At 70.0% G+C, this 20,105-nt stretch carries 16 protein-coding genes and 2 pseudogenes; 15 read left to right on the top strand and 3 right to left on the bottom strand.

The window, feature by feature from the left end:
* The 11 genes and pseudogenes from ACZ52C_RS41575 to ACZ52C_RS41525 all read left to right on the top strand — a co-directional run.
* Positions 1-128, top strand: a pseudogene (locus ACZ52C_RS41575) (ABC transporter permease); the annotation flags it as partial.
* A gap of 7 nt (positions 129-135) precedes the next feature.
* Entirely contained in the window at positions 136-1,032 is an 897-nt protein-coding gene (locus ACZ52C_RS41570) for an ATP-binding cassette domain-containing protein (RefSeq protein WP_469079723.1), read from the top strand.
* A 61-nt stretch (positions 1,033-1,093) separates the two neighbouring features.
* Entirely contained in the window at positions 1,094-1,951 is an 858-nt protein-coding gene (locus ACZ52C_RS41565; protein ID WP_469079722.1) for a sugar phosphate isomerase/epimerase family protein, read from the top strand.
* 148 nt (positions 1,952-2,099) lie between these two features.
* A complete protein-coding gene (gene iolC / locus ACZ52C_RS41560; RefSeq protein ID WP_469079721.1) occupies positions 2,100-3,068 on the top strand; it encodes a 5-dehydro-2-deoxygluconokinase in 969 nt (322 codons plus the stop codon).
* Between the two features lie 4 nt (positions 3,069-3,072).
* Entirely contained in the window at positions 3,073-3,945 is an 873-nt protein-coding gene (locus ACZ52C_RS41555) for a Cgl0159 family (beta/alpha)8-fold protein (RefSeq protein WP_469079720.1), read from the top strand.
* A complete protein-coding gene (gene iolB, locus ACZ52C_RS41550; protein WP_469079719.1) occupies positions 3,942-4,841 on the top strand; it encodes a 5-deoxy-glucuronate isomerase in 900 nt (299 codons plus the stop codon). The genes ACZ52C_RS41555 and iolB overlap by 4 nt, the downstream gene beginning before the upstream one ends.
* Positions 4,838-6,727, top strand: a complete 1,890-nt coding sequence (gene iolD, locus ACZ52C_RS41545; RefSeq protein ID WP_469079718.1) for a 3D-(3,5/4)-trihydroxycyclohexane-1,2-dione acylhydrolase (decyclizing) — start codon at positions 4,838-4,840, stop codon at positions 6,725-6,727. Before iolB ends, iolD begins: the two co-directional genes overlap by 4 nt.
* Before the next feature lie 10 nt (positions 6,728-6,737).
* On the top strand, positions 6,738-8,228 hold the full coding sequence (locus ACZ52C_RS41540; protein WP_469079717.1) for a CoA-acylating methylmalonate-semialdehyde dehydrogenase: 1,491 nt from the start codon (positions 6,738-6,740) through the stop codon (positions 8,226-8,228).
* Between the two features lie 41 nt (positions 8,229-8,269).
* Complete coding sequence (locus ACZ52C_RS41535; RefSeq protein ID WP_469079716.1) at positions 8,270-9,712, top strand: sugar porter family MFS transporter; 1,443 nt, start codon at positions 8,270-8,272, stop codon at positions 9,710-9,712.
* A gap of 44 nt (positions 9,713-9,756) precedes the next feature.
* Positions 9,757-10,953 carry a Gfo/Idh/MocA family protein gene (locus tag ACZ52C_RS41530; protein ID WP_469079715.1) on the top strand — a complete coding sequence of 399 codons (1,197 nt, stop codon included), beginning with the start codon at positions 9,757-9,759 and terminating at the stop codon, positions 10,951-10,953.
* A gap of 94 nt (positions 10,954-11,047) precedes the next feature.
* On the top strand, positions 11,048-12,061 hold the full coding sequence (locus tag ACZ52C_RS41525; protein ID WP_469079714.1) for a sugar phosphate isomerase/epimerase family protein: 1,014 nt from the start codon (positions 11,048-11,050) through the stop codon (positions 12,059-12,061).
* Positions 12,062-12,582: 521 nt separating this feature from the next.
* Here ACZ52C_RS41525 and ACZ52C_RS41520 read toward each other — a convergent pair.
* Positions 12,583-13,617: a LacI family DNA-binding transcriptional regulator gene (locus ACZ52C_RS41520; protein WP_469079713.1), complete on the bottom strand. Its 1,035-nt coding sequence runs from the start codon at positions 13,615-13,617 to the stop codon at positions 12,583-12,585.
* Positions 13,618-13,798: 181 nt separating this feature from the next.
* Between ACZ52C_RS41520 and ACZ52C_RS41515 the strand changes: the two genes are divergently transcribed.
* From ACZ52C_RS41515 to ACZ52C_RS41500, 4 genes are all read left to right on the top strand, one after another.
* The gene (locus tag ACZ52C_RS41515; RefSeq protein ID WP_469079712.1) at positions 13,799-14,581 is read left to right on the top strand and encodes a TIM barrel protein; all 783 of its coding nucleotides are present in this window, start codon (positions 13,799-13,801) and stop codon (positions 14,579-14,581) included.
* Positions 14,582-14,701: 120 nt separating this feature from the next.
* The gene (locus ACZ52C_RS41510) at positions 14,702-15,721 is read left to right on the top strand and encodes a sugar ABC transporter substrate-binding protein (protein ID WP_469079711.1); all 1,020 of its coding nucleotides are present in this window, start codon (positions 14,702-14,704) and stop codon (positions 15,719-15,721) included.
* A 93-nt stretch (positions 15,722-15,814) separates the two neighbouring features.
* A complete protein-coding gene (locus ACZ52C_RS41505; protein ID WP_469079710.1) occupies positions 15,815-16,834 on the top strand; it encodes a Gfo/Idh/MocA family protein in 1,020 nt (339 codons plus the stop codon).
* A 73-nt stretch (positions 16,835-16,907) separates the two neighbouring features.
* Positions 16,908-17,870: a sugar phosphate isomerase/epimerase family protein gene (locus ACZ52C_RS41500; protein ID WP_469079709.1), complete on the top strand. Its 963-nt coding sequence runs from the start codon at positions 16,908-16,910 to the stop codon at positions 17,868-17,870.
* Positions 17,871-18,651: 781 nt separating this feature from the next.
* On the opposite strand, the gene ACZ52C_RS41495 is transcribed toward ACZ52C_RS41500, so the two are convergent.
* A complete protein-coding gene (locus ACZ52C_RS41495) occupies positions 18,652-19,899 on the bottom strand; it encodes a sulfate adenylyltransferase subunit 1 (protein WP_469079708.1) in 1,248 nt (415 codons plus the stop codon).
* A 2-nt stretch (positions 19,900-19,901) separates the two neighbouring features.
* Positions 19,902-20,105: pseudogene (locus ACZ52C_RS41490) on the bottom strand (sulfate adenylyltransferase subunit CysD); the annotation flags it as partial.

Genomic DNA, 20,105 nt, shown 5'->3' with positions numbered 1-20,105 from the left:
GCATGGTCAACCAGGGCATCGTCTACGCCAACTGGAACCCCGACTGGTTCAAGGCCTTCCTCGGCGTGATGCTCCTGATCGCCGCCCTCGTCAACCTGTGGGTCCGCGCCCAGGCCACCCGGAGGTGACCCACCCATGACCGACACCACTCCCGCCACCGGCACCGAGCCCACCGACGACACCCCCGTCGTCGAGCTGAGGAACACCGGCAAGGCGTACGGCAACATCCGCGCCCTGCACGGCGTGAACCTCACCGTCCACCCCGGCCGCGTCACCTGCGTCCTGGGCGACAACGGCGCCGGCAAGTCCACCCTGATCAAGATCATCTCGGGTCTGCACCAGCACACCGAGGGCGAGGTCCTCGTCGACGGCCAGCCGGTGCGCTTCACCACCCCGCGAGACGCCCTGGCCGCCGGGATCGCCACCGTCTACCAGGACCTGGCCACCGTCCCGCTCATGCCGGTGTGGCGCAACTTCTTCCTCGGCTCCGAGTTCACGCGCGGCCCCTGGCCGGTTCGGCGTCTGGACATCGAGAAGATGAAGAAGACCGCCGACGAGGAACTGCGGAACATGGGCATCGTCCTGGACGACCTGGACCAGCCCATCGGCACCCTCTCCGGCGGCCAGCGCCAGTGCGTCGCCATCGCCCGCGCCGTCTACTTCGGCGCCCGGGTGCTGATCCTGGACGAACCCACCGCCGCGCTGGGCGTGAAGCAGTCCGGCGTGGTGCTGAAGTACATCGCCGCCGCCCGCGACCGCGGCCTCGGCGTCATCTTCATCACCCACAACCCCCACCACGCCTACATGGTCGGCGACCACTTCAGCGTCCTGCGCCTCGGCACCCTCGAACTCAGTGCCGCCCGCGACCGGGTCACCCTCGAAGAACTCACCAACCACATGGCCGGCGGCACCGAACTCGCCGCACTCAAACACGAGTTGGCCCAGGTCCGCGGTGTCGACGTCAAGGCGCTGCCGGAAGAGGAAGACCTCACCGCGTCAGTCGCCACAAGCGCCGAGTCCGCCTCGTCCTGACCTCCGCCCGCAGCACACGCCGTAATGCCACCCGTTCCTCCTCATCCGAAGGCATTCCCCAATGAAGATCGCCCTCGACCCGTACATGATCCGCCATGTCCCGCTCCTCGAACTGCCCGCAGTGGTAGCCGAGTTGGGCTACGAATGGATCGAGCTGTCCCCCCGCGAGGACTTCATCCCCTTCTTCCGCCATCCGCGCGTGGACGACGCCACCGTACGGAAGTTCCGCAAGGCACTGGACTCGGCGGGCGTCGGCATCTCCTCCCTGCTGCCCCTCTTCCGCTGGTCCGGCCCCGACGAGGACGCCCGGCAGGCCGCCGTCCGCTACTGGAAGCGGTCCATCCAGATCTGCGCGGACCTGGGCGTGGACAGCATGATCTCCGAGTTCAACGGGCGGCCCGAGGACCCGGACCGCAGCGAGGCCCAGTTCTGGAAGTCGATGGACGAACTCCTCCCGGTCTTCGAGCGGGAGGGCATCAACCTGGCCCTGGAGCCGCACCCGGACGACTTCGTCGAGGACGGCCACGACGCGGTGAACCTGATCCGCGGGATCAACCACCCCCACGTCAGCTTCCTCTACTGCGCCCCGCACACCTTCCACATCGGCAACGACGCCCCCGGCATCATCCAGCGCGCCGGCGACCTGCTCACCCACGTCCATCTGGCCGACGTCCTCGACCACACGGCCTCTTCGGGCAACCGGTACATCGTCAATCCGCCGGGCTCGGCGGCGCGGGTCCACCAGCACCTCGACATGGGCCAGGGTGAGGTCGACTTCGACGAGCTCTTCCGCGAACTGCGCGCCAACGGCTTCGACGGCACCCTCACCTCCTGCGTCTTCGCCTGGGAGGACCGCGCCAAGGAGTCGTCCGTCTTCATGCGGAAGAAGATCGACGAATACCTGGCCACCTGGCGCTGACGGCACGATCACCAGGCTTCAGCGCATCATCACAACAACCTATTGACATGACATTTGAGTGGGGTCATTGTTCTCCGCGAGCGCTTCTTAAAGCGCTTTAAGCCCCTACTCGACATCCTCCGATCTCCGGAGCGAAGGGAAACCAGCGATGCCGTTCGATGTGCTGACCATGGGCCGTGTGGGAGTGGACGTGTACCCGCTCCAGACTGGTGTCGGGCTGGCCGAGGTCACCTCGTTCGGCAAGTACCTGGGCGGCAGCCCCACCAACGTCGCGGTCGCAGCCGCACGCTACGGGCGATCGGCCGCAGTGATCACGAAGACGGGGCAGGACCCGTTCGGCGACTACGTCCGCACCGCCCTGGAGGGCTACGGCGTCGACGCGGGCTTCGTCGGGGTGTCGGACATCGCGCCGACGCCGGTGACGTTCTGCGAGATCTTCCCGCCGGACGACTTCCCGCTCTACTTCTACCGGCTGCCCAAGGCACCCGACCTGGACATCCGACCGGAAGAACTGGACCTGGAGGCGATCCGGGCGGCCAAGGTCTTCTGGATCACCGGGACCGGTCTGAGCGAGGAGCCGAGCCGTTCGGCAACCCTCACCGCGCTGCGGGAGCGGGCCAAGTCAGGCACCACGGTGTTCGACCTCGACTGGCGGCCGATGTTCTGGACCGACCCGGACCAGGCCCGCACGTACTACGCCGAGGCGCTGCGCCACACCACGGTCGCGGTCGGCAACCTCGACGAGTGCGAGGTGGCGACCGGCGAGCGTGAGCCGTACGCCGCCGCGAAGGCGCTGCTGGCCGCCGGCGTAGAGCTGGCGGTGGTCAAGCAGGGCCCCAAGGGTGTGCTGGCGATGGACCGTGACGGTGCGTCCGCCGAGATCCCGCCGGTGCCGGTGGACGTCGTCAACGGGCTCGGCGCGGGTGACGCCTTCGGCGGGGCCCTGTGCCACGGGCTCCTCTCCGGCTGGGACACCCGCCGCACGGTGTCCTTCGCCAACGCCGCCGGCGCCATCGTCGCCGGCCGTCTCTCCTGCTCCGAAGCCATGCCGACCCAGTCCGAGGTCGAAGCCAAGCTGCGCGAGGCGGCCGCCGCCTCCGCCGATCGAAAGGCGTGACGCCGTGCTGTCCGACAACATGAGCCGGATCGTGTCCGCCCGCGTGGGCGACCCCGGCGCCATCGCGGCTGCCGCCGCCCGCCGCGTCAAGGCCACCTCACTGCTGGGCGATCACGGCAAGGCGATGATCATCGCCGCCGACCACCCCGCACGCGGCGCCAACGCCGTCGGCGGCGACCCGAACGCCATGGCCGACCGCGGCGAACTGCTGGACCGGCTGTGCATCGCGCTGGAGCGCCCCGGGGTGACCGGGGTTCTGGGTACCGCCGACATCCTGGAGGACCTGCTGCTCCTCGGCGTCCTGGACGGCAAGAGCGTCTTCGGCTCCATGAACCGGGGCGGGTTGGCGGGTTCCGTCTTCGAGATCGACGACCGGTTCACCGGCTACGACGCGGAGACGATCGCCGCGATGGGCTTCGACGGCGGCAAGATGCTCACCCGTATCGCCCTCGACGACCCGGCCACCCCGTCGGTCCTGGAGAACACCGCCCGCGCGGTCGACGAGCTGAACGACCGTCACCTCATAGCCATGGTCGAGCCGTTCATCTCGGCCTGGCAGGACGGGTGCATCCGCAACGACCTGTCGACGGAGGCCGTCGTCAAGTCGGTCACCATCGCCTCCGGGCTGGGCCGCCGTACCGCCTACACCTGGCTCAAGCTTCCCGTCGCGCCCGACATGGAGCGCGTGCTGGCCTCGTCCACCCTGCCCGCGCTGCTGCTCGGCGGCGAGGTCAAGGACGCGCAGGCCGCGTTCGCGTCCTGGGGCAAGGCCCTCAAGCAGCCCACCGCGCAAGGCCTGGTCGTCGGCCGCTCCCTGCTCTACCCGGCAGGCGGCGACGTCGCCGGAGCGGTCGACAAGGCGGTGAGCCTGCTGTGAGTGACACGAGCAAGTACCACCTGCCGAAGGGCACTTCGGCCGACGGACCGTACGACCTCCTGGTCACGCCCGAGTCGGCGGGCTGGGGATACTCCGGCCTCAGGGTGCTCACCCTGAAGCCGGGAGAGGCGCACGCCCTGTCCACCGGGGATTCCGAGTTCCTGGTCCTGCCGCTGACGGGCTCCTGCACCGTCACCACGGACGGCAGGGCCTTCGAACTCACCGGCCGGACAGGCGTGTTCGCCTCGGCCACCGACTTCGCGTATGTGCCGCGCGGGTCGGAGGCCCTGATCAGCAGCGCATCCGGGGGACGGTTCGCGCTGCCCTCCGCCCGTACCGAGCGGGGAGGTCAACCGGCTCGGTACGGGCGCAAGGAGGACGTCCCCGTCGAACTGCGTGGCGCAGGGGCCTGCTCCCGCCAGGTCAACAACTACTGCCTGCCCGGCACCTTCGACGCCGAACAGCTGCTGGTGTGCGAGGTGCTCACCCCCGGCGGCAACTGGTCGTCGTACCCGCCGCACAAGCACGACGAGGCGCGCACCGACGAGAACGGCAGCCCGGTCGAGTCCGAGCTGGAGGAGATCTACTACTTCGAGGTCTCCGGCGACGGGAACGGCTTCGGCTACCAGCGGGTCTACGGCACCCCTGAGCGACCGCTCGACGTACTCGCGGAGGTCCGCTCCGGCGACACCGTCCTCATCCCCCACGGCTGGCACGGCCCGTCCGTCGCCGCTCCCGGTTACGACCTGTACTACCTCAACGTCATGGCCGGCCCCGGACAGGACCGCGCCTGGCTGATCTGCGACGACCCCGCGCACGGCTGGGTGCGTTCCACCTGGGACACACAAGACATCGACGACCGGCTGCCGTTCGGCGCCGAGGAGAACGACCGATGACCGACACGACCGTCCGACTCACCACCGCCCAGGCCCTCGTGCGCTTCCTCGCCAACCAGTACAGCGAGCGCGACGGCCAGGAGCACCGCCTGATCCCCGGAGTGTGGGGCATCTTCGGGCACGGCAACGTGGCCGGCATCGGGCAGGCGCTGCTCCAGGCCGCCACGACCGGCGAGGCCGACCTCCCCTACTACCTGGCCCGCAACGAGCAGGGCATGGTGCACGCCTCCGTCGCCTATGCGAAGATGCGCGACCGGCTCGCCACCTTCGCCTGCACCGCCTCCACCGGCCCCGGCTCGACCAACATGATCACCGGGGCCGCGCTGGCCACGACCAACCGCATCCCGGTGCTCCTCCTTCCGTCCGACATGTTCGCCACCCGCGCCGCCGACCCCGTCCTGCAGCAGTTGGAGGACACCCGGGGCGGGGACGTCACCGTCAACGACACCTTCCGGGCCGTGTCCAAGTACTTCGACCGGATCCAGCGACCCGAGCAGCTGATCCCGGCCGCACTGGCCGCGATGCGGGTACTGACCGACCCGGTCGAGACCGGCGCCGTCACCCTCGCACTGCCGCAGGACGTGCAGGCGGAGGCGTACGACTGGCCGGTGTCCTTCTTCCGGCGCCGGGTGTGGCATGTGGGCCGTCCCGTGCCGGAACCGGCCGCCGTCGAGCGGGCCGCCGCGCTGCTGCGGAACGCCCGCAAGCCCCTCATCGTGGCCGGTGGCGGAGCCGTCTACTCCGGTGCCGAGACCGCGCTGCGCGCGTTCGCCGAGGCCACCGGCATCCCGGTCGCCGACACCCACGCGGGCAAGGGCGCGGTGGCCTGGGACCACCCGTACGCGGTCGGCGGCATCGGCTCGACGGGGTCGTACGCGGCGAACGAGCTGGCGAGGGACGCCGATGTCGTCCTCGGGATCGGCACCCGGTACTCGGACTTCACCACCGCCAGCCACACCGTCTTCGGCAACCCCGACGTCACCTTCGTCAACCTCAACGTGGCCCGTCTCGACGCCGTGAAGCACTCGGCCGAGCCGCTGGTGGCCGACGCCCGCCTCGGCATCCAGGCCCTCGCCGGCGCACTCACCGACTGGGAGGTCGACCCCTCCTACCGGACCCGGACACGTGAACTCATCGCCCGCACACGGGAGATCGAGGAAAAGTGCTTCGCACCGGACCGCAACACCGGTGACCTGCCCGCCCAGACGCAGATCCTGGGCGCCCTCAACGATGTTCTCGGTGACCGGGACGTGGTGATCAACGCGGCCGGCTCCATGCCCGGCGACCTGCAACAGCTGTGGCGGGCCCGGGACCCGAAGGCATACCACGTCGAGTACGCGTACTCCTGCATGGGCTACGAGGTGGCCGCCGGTGTCGGCGCGAAGATGGCCGATCCCTCGCGCGAGGTGGTCGTCCTGGTCGGCGACGGCTCGTATCTGATGATGGCCCAGGAGATCGTCACCATGGTCTCCGAGGGACTGAAGGTCATCATCGTCCTCGTCCAGAACCACGGATTCGCCTCCATCGGCGCGCTCTCGGAGTCACTGGGCTCACAGCGCTTCGGCACCAAATACCGCTATCGCGACGGGAGTTCGGGACAGCTCGATGGTGAGGTGCTCCCCGTCGACCTCGCCGCCAACGCCTCCTCGCTCGGCGCCGACGTCCTGCACGCCACCTCCGTCGAGGAGTTCCGCTCGGCGATGGAGAAGGCGAAGGCGGCCACCCGCACCATCGTCGTCCAGGTCGAGACCGACCTGTACGGGCCCAACCCGCCCGGCCACGGCTGGTGGGACGTCCCCGTCAGCGAGACCTCCGCCCTGGACTCCACGCTCTCCGCGTACGAGACATACGCCGCCCACAAGCAGTCGCAACGCCACTACCTGTAAGGACACCCTCGTGAACACCATCCCCCACTGGATCAACGGCACTCCGCTCGCCGGCGAGCACACCCAGGTCGTGTTCAACCCCGCCACCGGTCAGGAGCAGGCGCGCGTCGTCCTCGGCGGCGGCACCGAGGTGGACGCCGCCGTCACGGCCGCCGCCAAGGCGTTCGAGACCTGGTCGGAGTCCTCGCTCTCGCAGCGCACCCAGGTGATGTTCGCCTTCCGGCAGCTGCTCGTCGGGCACGAGGAGGAGCTGGGCCGGATCATCTCCGCCGAGCACGGCAAGACCGTCGACGACGCGCGCGGCGAGATCACCCGCGGCCGGGAGGTAGTCGAATACGCCTGCGGCCTCGGCGACGTCCTCAAGGGCTCCTTCTCCGACCAGGTCTCCCGCGGTGTGGACGTGCACAACTTCCGCCAGCCGCTGGGAGTGGTCGCGGGCATCACCCCGTTCAACTTCCCCGCCATGGTGCCCCTGTGGATGCACCCCATCGCCATCGCCACCGGCAACACCTTCATCCTCAAGCCGTCCGAGCGCGACCCCTCCGCCGCCAACTTCGTCGCCGGGCTGTACAAGAAGGCCGGCCTCCCCGACGGCGTCTTCAACGTCGTGCACGGCGGCAAGGACGCCGTCGACGCCATCCTCACCCACCCCGGCATCGAAGCCGTCTCCTTCGTCGGCTCCACTCCCATCGCCAAGTACGTGCACGAGCAGGCCACCGCCCACGGCAAGCGCGTCCAGGCCCTCGGCGGCGCCAAGAACCACGCGGTCGTCCTGCCCGACGCCGACCTGGAGTTCGCCGCCAACCACATCACCGCCGGCGCCTACGGTTCGGCGGGCGAGCGCTGCATGGCCGTCTCCGTGGCCGTCGCGGTAGGTGACGCCGCCGACGCTCTCGTGGAGATCCTGGAGCGCAAGGCGAACGAGGTCAAGGTCGGCCCCGGCGACCAGCCCGGCATCGAGATGGGCCCGCTGGTCACCAAGGCCGCCCAGGAGCGCGTCGAGAACGCCGTCACCACCGCCCACACTCAGGGCGCGACGGTCGTCGTCGACGGACGCGGCCTCAAGGTGGACGGGCACGAGGACGGCTTCTTCACCGGCCCGTCCCTCCTCGACAACGTCACCACCGAGATGGACGCCTACAAGGAGGAGCTGTTCGGCCCGGTCCTCGCCATCGTCCGCGCCGAGAGCCTCGACCAGGCCATCGACCTCGTCAACGCCAACCCCTACGGCAACGGCACCGCCCTGTTCACCGCCTCCGGCGAGGCCGCGCGCCGGTTCCAGCGCCGGATCAAGGTCGGCATGATCGGGATCAACGTCCCCGTGCCCGTGCCGATGTCGTACTACTCCTTCGGCGGCTGGAAGGACTCCCTCATCGGCGACTCCCCCATCCACGGCCCCGAGGGCATCCGTTTCTACACCCGCCCCAAGGTCGTCACCACCCGCTGGCCCCAGCCCGCCCAGCAGGTCGCCGCCGGATTCAACTTCCCCACCAGCAGCTGACCTTCCCCACGCCCCCACTCATCGACCGGTAGGAGGTGGCCATGGCCGTCAGGGACGACGCGCACCAGGCCCTCACACCAAGCAGTATCACCAAGGACAGCGCATCTCCGGAGGTCTACCGGAGACTGCGGACCATCACCGTCATCGCCACGTTCGGCGGGCTCCTCTTCGGCTACGACACCGGCGTCATCTCCGGCGCGTTGCCGTTCATGTCCCTGTCCGTCGAGGAGGGCGGGCTGGGGCTCACCCCGCTCACCGAGGGCATCGTCGCGTCGTCGCTGGTACTCGGCGCGGCGTTCGGGGCACTGTACGGCGGGCGGCTGGCCGACCGGCACGGGCGCAGGCGGACGATCCTCGGGCTCGCCGTGCTGTTCTTCGTCGGTGCGCTGGGCACCGCGTTCGCGCCGGGTCTCGAAGTGATGGTGCTGTTCCGGGTGCTGCTCGGGCTGGCGGTGGGCGGCGCGTCCGCGACGGTGCCGGTGTTCATCGCCGAGTTGGCTCCGGCCGAGCACCGGGGGCGTCTGGTGACGCAGAACGAGCTGATGATCGTCACCGGGCAGTTGCTGGCGTACACCTCCAACGCGGGCATCGCCAGGACCGTGGGCGAGGGGGGCGTGTGGCGCTGGATGCTCGCGATCGCCGCGGTCCCGGCCGTGGCGCTGTGGATCGGGATGCTGTTCGTTCCGGAGTCACCGCGGTGGCTGGCCTCTCGCGGACGGTTCGAAGAGGCGGCGCGTACGCTGGCGCGGATCCGTGACGCGCGTGTCGTGGACGCGGAGTTCGCCGAGATCAAGAGCCGTGTCGCGGCCGATGCCGACCAGCCACAGGCCGGCTGGGGAGATCTGCGTACTCCGTGGATACGGCGCATCGTGACCGTCGGGCTGGGCCTGGCCGTGCTGTCCCAGCTGACCGGCGTCAACTCGATCATGTATTTCGCGCCGACGATCCTGCTGGACACCGGGCTCGGCACCCAGGCGGCCCTGACAGCCACCATCGCCAATGGTGTCGTCGCCGTGCTCGCGGTCTCGACCGGCATGTGGCTGCTGGGCCGGTTCGGCAGGCGTCCGATGCTGCTGACCGGGCAGGTCGGTGTCACCGTCTCGCTGGTGCTGATCGCGCTGTGCTTCCTGCTCCTGCCGGAATCGTCGGTGCGCAGCTATCTCGTCCTCGCGTCCATGCTGACCTTCCTGCTGTTCATGCAGGGCTGCATCGCGACCGTGTTCTGGCTGATGCTCTCGGAGATCTTCCCGCTGCGCCTGCGCGGCTTCGCGATGGGTATCGCCGTGTTCGGCACCTGGATGGCCAACTTCGTGGTCACGCTGGTGTTCCCGCCGCTGATCGACGCGATCGGCGGGACCACGTTCCTGCTCTTCGCCGCGGTCAACGTGGCGACGTTCTTCTTCTATCTCCGCACGATCCCCGAGACCAAGGGCCGCTCGATGGAAGCCATCGAGTCCCACTTCCGGCGCCAGTTCGCCGCCTGACCACGCTGCCCCTTCCTCCTTCCAGCATTCTCGAAAGGCACGCCATGACCACCTCCGCCAAGCCGCTGTCCGTCGCCGTGATCGGTGCCGGTATGGCCGGCCGCAGCCACGCCGCCGGATACCGCAACGTCAACACCGTCTTCGGTGCCGGTCTGCCGCCCATCCGGCTGGCCGCGATAGCCGACGCCAACGTGGCGCTCGGCGAGGACGCCGCGCGTCGCTACGGGTTCGAGAAGGCGCTCCCCAGCTGGGAGGCCGTGGTCGAGGACCCGACGATCGACGCGGTGAGCATCGTCGTCGGCAACGCCCTGCACCGGCCGATCGCCGAGGCGCTGGTCGCCGCCGGCAAGCACGTGCTGTGCGAGAAGCCGCTCGCCGGATCGCTCGAAGACGCCCGTGCCATGGCCGAGCTGGAGCGCACTGCCGAGGTCGTGACGTCCGTCGGCTACACCTTCCGCCGCTCCCCCGGCATCGCCGCCATCCGCGGCCATGTGCAGCGCGGCGAGCTGGGCGACCTCACTCTCTTCAGCGGCCGGTACTGGTGCGACTACGCGACCGACCCGAACGGCCCGCTGAGCTGGCGCTTCAAGGGCGGCCCGGGTTCGGGCGCGCTCGGTGACGTCGGCTCGCACATCATCGACGCCGCCGAGTACGTCGCCGGGCCCATCGCCTCGGTCTCCGGTGCCTCGCTGTCGACACAGATCACCAAGCGCCCGCTGCCGCTGGGCGCGGTCGTCGGCCACAACGCGGCGCCCGTCTCCGACGAGTTCGGTGAGGTCGAGAACGAGGACACCGCGGCCTTCACCGCCCGCTTCGAGTCGGGCCTCGTCGGCACCTTCTCGATGACCCGCACCGGGTTCGGCCTGCCCAACGGCCTCTTCTTCGACGTCCTGGGCGTCGGTGGCCGGGCCGCGTTCGACCAGCACCGGCCCGCCGAGTACCTCTTCGACGACGCCCAGCCCGACGCCCGTACCCGCGGTGCCCGGCAGATCATCGCGGGCCCGAACCTGCCGTACTTCGCGGGCGGTGTTCCGATGGAGGCGCCGGGTGTGGGCGCCAGCAACGCCGACAACTTCACCTACCAGGCCCGCGCCTTCCTCGACCAGGTCGCCGGTGTCGCCGAACCGCTGCCGGCCTGCGCCACCTTCGCCGACGGTCTGAGGACCATGGAGATCATCAGGGCCGTCGTCGACTCCTCCCGCAACGACGGCGCGGTCACCGAAGTCCCGCCCGTCGCCTGACCGCCCTTACCGAAGGACCACACGAGCCTGCCCCCACTGCCGCCCGGGTATCCGCCACCCGGGCGGCTCACGAGAAGAACTGAGGAAACACACCATGAAGCTCGGCCTCTACAACGCGATCCTGCACGACCGGCCGCTGCCGGAAGCGATCAAGGTGATCGCCGATCTGGGCCTGACCGGCATAGAGATCAACACCGGTGGCTTCCTGCCCGCCGTGCACGTACCGACGTTCGACGACATCCTCGTCAGCGACGCCGCCCGGGACGACTTCCTCGGCCTCTTCGAGGGCACCGGCGTCTCCATCGCCGGACTCAACGCCAACGGCAACCCGCTGCACCCGAACCCCGTCATCGGCGAGAAGCACGCCGAGGACATCCGCCGCTCCATCCACCTGGCCGAGCGGCTCGGCCAGAACCGACTCGTGACCATGTCAGGCCTGCCCGGCGGTGAACCGGGCGCGACCCGCCCGAACTGGATCGTCAACGCCTGGAACTCCGCGGCCCTGGACGTCCTCGACCACCAGTGGAAGATCGCTGCGGACTTCTGGCGCGAGACCGACCGGCTCGCCCGCGACCACGACGTCAAGGTCGCCCTCGAACTGCACCCGCAGAACATCGTGTTCAACTCCGCCGACGTCCACAAGCTCATCGACCTCACCGGCGCCACCCACATCGGCGTCGAACTCGACGCCTCCCACCTGTTCTGGCAGCAGATGGACCCCGTCGCGGTCGTACGCCACCTCGGCGAACTCGTCTTCCACGCCGCCGCCAAGGACGTCCGCATCAACCCCGAACACGCCGCCCTCAATGGCGTGCTCGACAACAGCTTCCGCCGCCTGTCACCCGAGGAGCCGCGCACCAACCTCGGGGGCGACGAATGGGCCAACGAGTGGCCCAAGGCCTCCGCCTGGGACTTCGTCGCCCTCGGCAAGGGCCACGACGTCGCCTACTGGACCGAGTTCCTGCGCGCCCTCCACGAGGTCGACCCCGACATGCTCGTCAACATCGAGCACGAGGACACCGAACTCGACCGCGTCGAGGGCGTCGCCGTGGCCGCAGAGGTACTCAAGGCGGCCGACGCGGCACTCCAGGAGTCCCTGCGAGCCTGACTCAGCTGCGACGGAACCTGCACGCCTTCCACAAGAATCACCCCGGACGTGGGTCGTGAGCGTCCAGCACGCGGCCTCGCGCCCCGATGTCGGGGCGCGAGGCTGTCCCCTGATCTCGGCCGATGTCTGCGCGAAGTCGGCAGCCGTCCGGTTGCGCCTGGGCTGTGTGGTCCCGGCCATCCGCGGAGCGGGGCCGCCTCCGTTTCCGTGAGTGTGCTGGTCCGGTGCGTCGAGCCGGTCGCGGAGCCGTACGAACGTCTCGGCGAGGTCCGGTCGGACGTCCCTCAGGGCAGGCTCAGCGTCTCGAGTGCCCGCACCGAGACGTCGATGTGTGCGCCACGTCGTTCCACCAGTCCGTCGGTGGTGGAGAGGCAGCAGCGTCGTGGATCAGACCGTGGCACGCGCTTCCGCCTGGACGGAGGCGGGTTCCTCGGCGGGCAGCCGCGGGTGGTCAGGGCGGGACGTTTGGGGTCGCGGAAGGAACTTCGGCCAGATCGAGGCGGGACGTGGAGCGGCGCGGGTCAGGAGCGGCGAGGGGCCGTGGTGGTGCTTCGTATGACGAGGTGTGGTGTGACGACGACTTCTCGTTCGTCGTCCGTCGCCCCACCCTCCAGCCGGGCGACGGCCCGGCTCACGGCTCGGCGCGCCAGCTGGCGGGCTTCCTGACCGACCGTGGTGAGTTGGACGTGGGCGAGGCGGGCGAGGTGGCTGTCGTCGAAGCCGACGACCGAGATCTCGTCGGGCACAGAGATACGGGCGCGCAGGAAGGTGTCGAGGACGCCGATCGCGCAGTGGTCGTTGAAGGCGAGGACGGCGGTGGGGCGGGTGGCCTCGGCGAGGAGTGTTCGTGCGGCTGCGGCGCCGTGGTCCTCGGTCAGCCCGCCCGGCACGAGGCGGATGCGGTCGGTGAGGCCGTGGTGCTTCATGGCCGACCTGTAGCCGCGGCGGCGGTCGGCCGCGCCCGGCGCCCTGCCCCCGTCGATGTGGACGATGTCGCTGTGGCCGAGTGCCACGAGGTGGTCGACCGCCTGGCGGGCGCCCTCGTCGTCGGCCGCGCGGACGACATCGACGCCGTCGGCGATCGGACGCAGCCGGCGGGCCACGGAGACGACGGGCAGCTGCGCCGCGACTTCTGCCAGCCGGGCCGCCGAGGCATGGGGGCTGAGCAGGATCAACGCCTCGCATCGGTCGGCGAGCAGCGTCTCCACCGCTTCCTGTTCGCTGCGGTTCGTGGTGACGGCGCTGAGCGCGATCTGATAGCCGGCCGTCCCCGCCGCGGCGTAGAGCGCCTCGACCATGTCGGCGTGGAAGGGCTGTCGCAGGTCGAACTGCACTCCCACCAGGTGCGAGCGGCTGCTGCGCAGGAGGCGGGCCCTGCTGTCCGGCCGGTAGCCGATCTCCCGCGCGGCCCGTAGTACCCGCTCGCGACTTGCCGCGCTGGGCCCCTTGGCACCGCGCATGACCATGGAAGCGAGCGGCACGGAGACACCTGCCCGCGCCGCGAGGTCGCTGAGCGTCGGCCGCTTTCCGTCCGGGACGGCAGAGCGCGAGGGCACCGTCGGCCTTCCTGATCGAGGGTCTTCTGCGAGGTGATCGTAGACCGAGCCGAACAGGGCACGCACTGGTCGGCGTTGTTACAACGTTATAAATCAAATGTCCGCACAAACTCTTGACAGGCTGCCCGGCGCCTGGCGTACTGCTCCTGTTCTCTTAGAACGTTATAAGTCTGGAGCTGCGATGTACACGTTGGCGGTGTGTGCCGAGATGGTCTTCCGGGACCTGCCGATCGAGGAGCGGGCCCGGCGCATCCACGAGGCCGGCTTCCGGGTGGAGATCTGGGACTGGACCCGCCACGACCTGAACGCACTGGCCCAGACCCCCGCCGAGTTCTCCTCGATGACCGGCTACATCCGCGGCACCCTGACCGACCCGGACGGCGCGGCCGAACTCCTGCGCACAGCCGAGGAGTCCGTCAAGGCCGCCGAGCAACTCGGCTGCCCCCGGCTCAACCTGCACGGCACCGGCCTGGACGGCGAGGGCCTGCCCGTGTCGCCGGTGACCGGCGAGGCCACCGGCGACATGTGGATCACCGCCCACCGCACCCTCACCCGCCTGGCCGAACTGGGCGAAAGCGCGGGCGTCACCTTCACCCTGGAGAACCTCAACACCGCCGTCGACCACCCCGGCGTCCCGTTCGCCACGGCCGCCGACACCTTCTCCCTGGTCGCGGCAGTCGATCGGCCCGGTCTGCGGATGAATCTGGACCTGTACCACGCCCAGATCGGCGAGGGAAACCTCATCGAGCTGATCCGCCGCGCGCACGGCGCAAGCCTGATCGGAGAGATCCAGGTCGCCGACGTGCCCGGCCGCTGCGAACCCGGCACCGGAGAGATCAACTATCCGGCCGTCGCCCGCGCCCTCACCGACCTCGGCTACGACGGCACGGTCGCCCTGGAGGCATGGCCCTCCGGTGACAGTCACACCGCCATGGAGCGGTTCCGCGCCGCGTTCACCGTCTGATCCCCCTCCCGAGCCGCAGAGCCGGCCCCCCGACAGCTCCCCGCCCGACCCGCGACGGGATGCGTCACGTCCCGCCGCTGGATCACCCCTTCCCGCAAGTCAGCACAGTGAGGTGCCGAAATGAACCGATCGCTCTCCTCCCGCTCCCGCAGATTCACCGTCCTGGTGGCCATGACCGCCAGTACAGCCCTGGTACTCGCCGGCTGCTCCAGCAGCTCGGGCGGCAAGAAGTCGGAGGAGAGCGCGGCCGGTGACTCCGCCGGCAAGGCCACCACGCCCCGTATGACCATCGCGATGATCACGCACGCCGTCCCCGGCGACACGTTCTGGGACACCATCCGCAAGGGCGCCCAGGCCGCGGCGGCGAAGGACAACATCAAGCTGGTCTACTCCTCCGACCCTAACGGGGGCAACCAGGCCAACCTGGTGCAGAACGCGATCGACCAGAAGGTCGACGGCATCGCCGTCACCCTCGCCAAGCCCGACGCCATGAAGGACACCGTGGCCAAGGCGGTGCAGGCCGGTATACCCGTGGTCGGCTTCAACTCCGGTGTGGACGACTGGAAGAAGCAGGGCCTGATCGAGTACTTCGGCCAGGACGAGACCGTCGCGGGCGAGGCGGTCGGGAAGAAGCTGAGTTCCCTCGGTGCCAAGAAGATCGCCTGTGTCATTCAGGAACAGGGCCAGGTCGCCCTCGAGGCACGCTGCGCGGGCGTCAAGAAGGGCTTCTCGGGCACGACGGAAAACCTGTTCGTCAACGGCGCCGACATGCCGTCCGTGAAGTCGACCATCACCGCCAAGCTCAAGCAGGACCCTTCCATCGACTACGTCGTCACCCTGGCCGCCCCGGTCGCGCTGACCGCCACACAGGCGGTGTCCGACGGCGGCAGCAAGGCCAAGGTGGCCACCTTCGACCTCAACAAGGAACTCGTGAAGGCCATCCAGGACGGCAGCATCCAGTTCGCCGTCGACCAGCAGCCCTACCTCCAGGGCTACCTGGCAGTCGACTCCCTCTGGCTCTACAGGAACAACGGCAACTACAGCGGCGGTGGCGTCGCGCCCGTGCTGACCGGCCCGGCCTTCGTCGACGAGTCCAACGTCGCAACCGTCGCCTCGTTCGCCGCCAAGGGAACACGCTGACGCGTACGGCTCGGGTCACGGCCGGACCCATGAGGGTCCGGCCGGTCCGCTGCTGACCCTCACCACCGCCCCCACCCCCAGGCAAGGAAGCACATGACCCACCGCACCTCTCTCGGAGTCGCCGTGATCGGCGCCGGCCGCATGGGAGCCGACCACGTACGCCGGATCAGCGAGGTGACCAACGGCGCCCATGTGGCCGCCGTCGTCGACGTCGACATCGATCGCGCCAAGACGGTCGCCGCCGACATCGACGGATGCGCGGCCTATGGCGACGTCGCCGAAGCGATGGCCTCACCCGACGTCGACGCCGTAGTGCTCGCCTCACCGGGCGTCGCCCACGAGGCGGCCTTGCTCACCGCGTTCGAACACGACCTGCCCGTCCTGTGCGAGAAGCCCCTCACTCCCGACGCCGCCTCCGCCCTGCGCGTGCTGGAGGCCGAGCAACGGCTCGGGCACCGCCGGGTCCAGGTGGGCTTCATGCGCCGTTACGACCACGAGTACATCAAGCTCAAAGCGCTGCTGGACAGCGGGGAACTGGGCCGGCCGCTGATGCTGCACAACCGGCACCGCAACCCGTCCTGCCCGCCGGACTTCACCAGCGCCATGCTCATCAACGACTCCGTCACCCACGAGATGGACATCACCCGCTGGCTGCTCGGCCAGGAGATCACCTCCGTCACCGTCATGCGGCCGAGGCCCTCCGGCAACGCGCCCGAAGGACTGGCCGATCCCCAGTTCGTCGTCTTCGAAACCGACGGCGGCGCCCTGGTCGACGTCGAGATCTACGTCAACGCCCGCTACGGCTACCAGGTCCAGGCCGAGGCGGTGTGCGAGCACGGCACCGCCCGCATCGGCGACCGGCACGACATGCTCGTCACCACCGGCGGACGCTGGGGCGGCACGGTCACCCCCGGCTTCGTCGAGCGGTTCGAGGAAGCGTACGACCGCGAGGTCCAGGCGTGGGTCGACGCCACCCGACGCGGCGAGGTCACCGGCCCCAGCGCCTGGGACGGCTACGCCGTGGCCGCGGTCTGCGAGGCGGGCGTCCACGCCCAGACCTCGGGCCGCCGCGTCGAGGTGGAACTGGCCGAGCGCCCAGCCCTCTACCTCTGACCCCTACCGCCGGCACACCGAACCAGCGGGGATCGACCCTCCCCGCCCGACCACACCGCAGACGGGACGCATCATGAAGATCGGTCTGAACACCGACAGCGTCGGGCAGCTCACGCTCGACGAGACCCTGGACCTGGCCGCCGAACTCGGCCTGGACCACGTGGAGTTCGCCACCGGCGCCTGGTCCACGGCCCCGCACATCGACATCGACCGGCTTCTCGACAGCGACGGCGCGCGCCGCGAACTGCTGGCCAAGGTCGCCGACCGAGGGCTCACGATCAGCGCCCTCACCTGCTCGGGCAACCCCCTGCACCCCGGGCCCAGCGGGCGCGAGCACGACCAGGTCGCGCGCAGGACGATCGCCCTCGCCCCGCTTCTCGGCGTCGACCGCGTGGTGATGATGTCCGGGCTGCCGGGCGGGCCGGGCGACGCCAACCCCAACTGGATCACGGTCTCCTGGCCGCCGGAGACCACACAGATCCTCGACTGGCAATGGACCGAGGTCGTACTCCCGTACTGGCGAGACCTCGTCGCCCACTCCCTCGACCAGGGCGTTTCCAAGCTCGCTCTGGAGATGCACGCCCACCAGGCGGTCTACAACGTCCCCACCCTCCTGCGCCTGCGCGAGGAGGTGGGGCCCGTGGTCGGGGCCAACTTCGACCCCAGTCACCTGATGTGGATGGGGGCCGACCCGCTGGCCGCCATCGAGGCCCTGGGCGAGGCGATCTACCACGTGCACGCCAAGGACACCCGGCTGGAACCCACCCGGCAGGCGCTGACCAGCAGGCTGGAGACGCTGCCGGTCATGGCCGCCGAGGAACGCTCCTGGAACTACGTCACCCTCGGCTACGGCCACGACGACGCCTTCTGGCGCGCTTTCTGCCTCGCCCTGCGCCGAGCCGGCTACGACAACGTCCTGAGCATCGAGCACGAGGACGTTCTCGTGGCCCCCGTCGAGGGCGTCACCAAAACCGTCGATCTCCTGCGCCGCGTCATCCTGCGCGACCCCAGCTCCTACAAGCCCCAGGAGATCTGAGCCGTCCGAAGCCGCACGCACGGACACGATGTACGTATGTCCCGGATAGCCGGTGGGATCGGGGACGTTGTAGCTGAGACAGGGCGCCTGGGCGGCGGCGTCGGCGTCCGCGTCCGCCCGGAGCATCGGCTGTGCGGCCGACGATGCTCCGGATTCCCCCGCGTCGGCCCCCGAGAGCCACGTGATCGTGCACCTGTGTCACCGCCTGCGGGCGACTTCGCCAGCCTATGGCGGGGCAAGAGCGGTGAACGATGTTGTTCCGGACCTGCCCCGAAGTGCTGGACGGCAGCCCGGTGTTCGTGCGGTCGTCCGGTACCGGCGCACCCGCCCTTGCCGTCGCGCGCGTCAGGTTCCAGCGCGGTGGGGACGTCCGTCGCGATACGGACCGCCGGCCCGTCCCCGGCCTCGATGACGACGATCCCTCGGAGGGATGAGCCGATCGCGGCGACGGCAACCCACGCATCCGGCAGCATCCGGCACACCACCTCGGAATCGGCCACGATCAGTCTCTGTGCCGTGGGGGCCGAGGGGGCCGTGGTGCCGTGGTGCCGTGGCGATCGGCCGGGCCCGGCGACGTGCACGGCCGTCGTCAGCGGTTCAGCGCCCGCCCGGACCGGCGGACCGACGCGCTCCGGCTGGGCCTGGCGGTGGACGGCACGAGGGCCGTCCCACCGCTCCCCCGGGGACGCCATCTGCTCACCGATCCGGACGGCCGCACCGTCGAGGGCCACGCCACCAGAGCGCCGTCCGACCGCCCCGGCCGACCGGCGAGCCGGTCGGGTCAGCGCGCGTCCGCCATGCCGGCCGCGAAGGTCGTGCCGTCGGACGGGTCGATGAGGAGGAAGGAGCCGGTGCGGCGGGAGTCGGCGTAGGAGTCGAGGGCGACCGGTTCGGCGGTGCGGATCCTGACGCGGCCGATGTCGTTGGCGACCAGGCCGCCGGGGGCCGGGTGCTGCGCGAGGGTGTCGAGGGTCAGCCGCGACGGGATGTCCTCGACGATCGCCCTGACCGTGCGGGTGGTGTGCTTGAGCAGGACCCGTCGGCCGACGGTGAGCGGCTGGTCGGCGACATGGCAGACGGTGGCCTCGACGTCCTGGGTGAGGGCGGGCGCCCGGTCGCTCGCCACGATGAGGTCACCGCGCGCGATGTCGATGTCGTCCTCCAGCAGGACGGTCACCGACTGGGGCGCCCAGGCGACGTCGGTCGGCCCGCCCAGTTCGTCGATGGCCCTCACGGTCGAGGTGTGGCCGGCGGGCAGGACGGTCACGCGGTCGCCGACGCGCAGCGTGCCGCGGACGAGCTGCCCCGCGTAGCCGCGGTAGTCGGGATGCTCGTCGGTCCGCGGGCGGATCACGTACTGCACGGGAAGACGGGCGGGTCCGCGTGCCGTGTCCTGCTCCACGGGGACGGAGGCGAGGTGTTCGAGGATGGTGGGACCGCCGTACCAGTCCATGTTCGCGGACGGCTCCACCACGTTGTCCCCGGCCAGCGCGGAGATCGGAATGGCGGTGACCTCGTCGGCGCCGAGGGCGGAGGCGTAGGCCGTGAACTCCTCGGCGATCGCGGCGAAGACGGGCTCCCGGAAGTCGACGAGGTCCATCTTGTTGACGGCGAGCACGATGTGCGGGACCCGGAGCAGCGCGGTGACCGCGGCGTGGCGGCGGGTCTGCTCGACCACGCCGTTGCGGGCGTCGACGAGGACGACCGCGAGGTCGGCGGTGGAGGCGCCGGTGACCATGTTGCGGGTGTACTGCACATGGCCGGGGGTGTCGGCGAGGATGAAGCGGCGGTGGGGCGTGGCGAAGTAGCGGTAGGCCACGTCGATGGTGATGCCCTGTTCGCGCTCGGCGCGCAGGCCGTCGGTCAGCAGCGCGAGGTCCGGGGCGTCCGTGGCGGAGGCCTGTGTGACGGCCGCCAGTTGGTCGGCGAGTATCGACTTGGAGTCGTGCAGCAGCCGTCCGACGAGTGTGGACTTGCCGTCGTCGACCGAACCGGCCGTCGCGAAGCGCAGCGTGTCGATGGTCGTCATGGCTAGAAGTACCCCTCGCGTTTGCGGTCCTCCATGGCGGCCTCGGACATCTTGTCGTCGGCGCGGGTCGCGCCCCGTTCGGTGAGCCGGGAGGCGGCGATCTCGGTGATCACGGCGTCCAGCGTGGTCGCGTCGGAGTCGACGGCGCCCGTGCAGGACATGTCACCGACGGTCCGGTAGCGGACGAGGCGCTTCTCGACGCTCTC

The organism is Streptomyces sp. NPDC034049 (assembly GCF_055575575.1).
The sequence above is the reverse complement of the archived record's forward strand: the minus strand, read 5'-3'. Positions and strand labels throughout refer to the sequence as shown.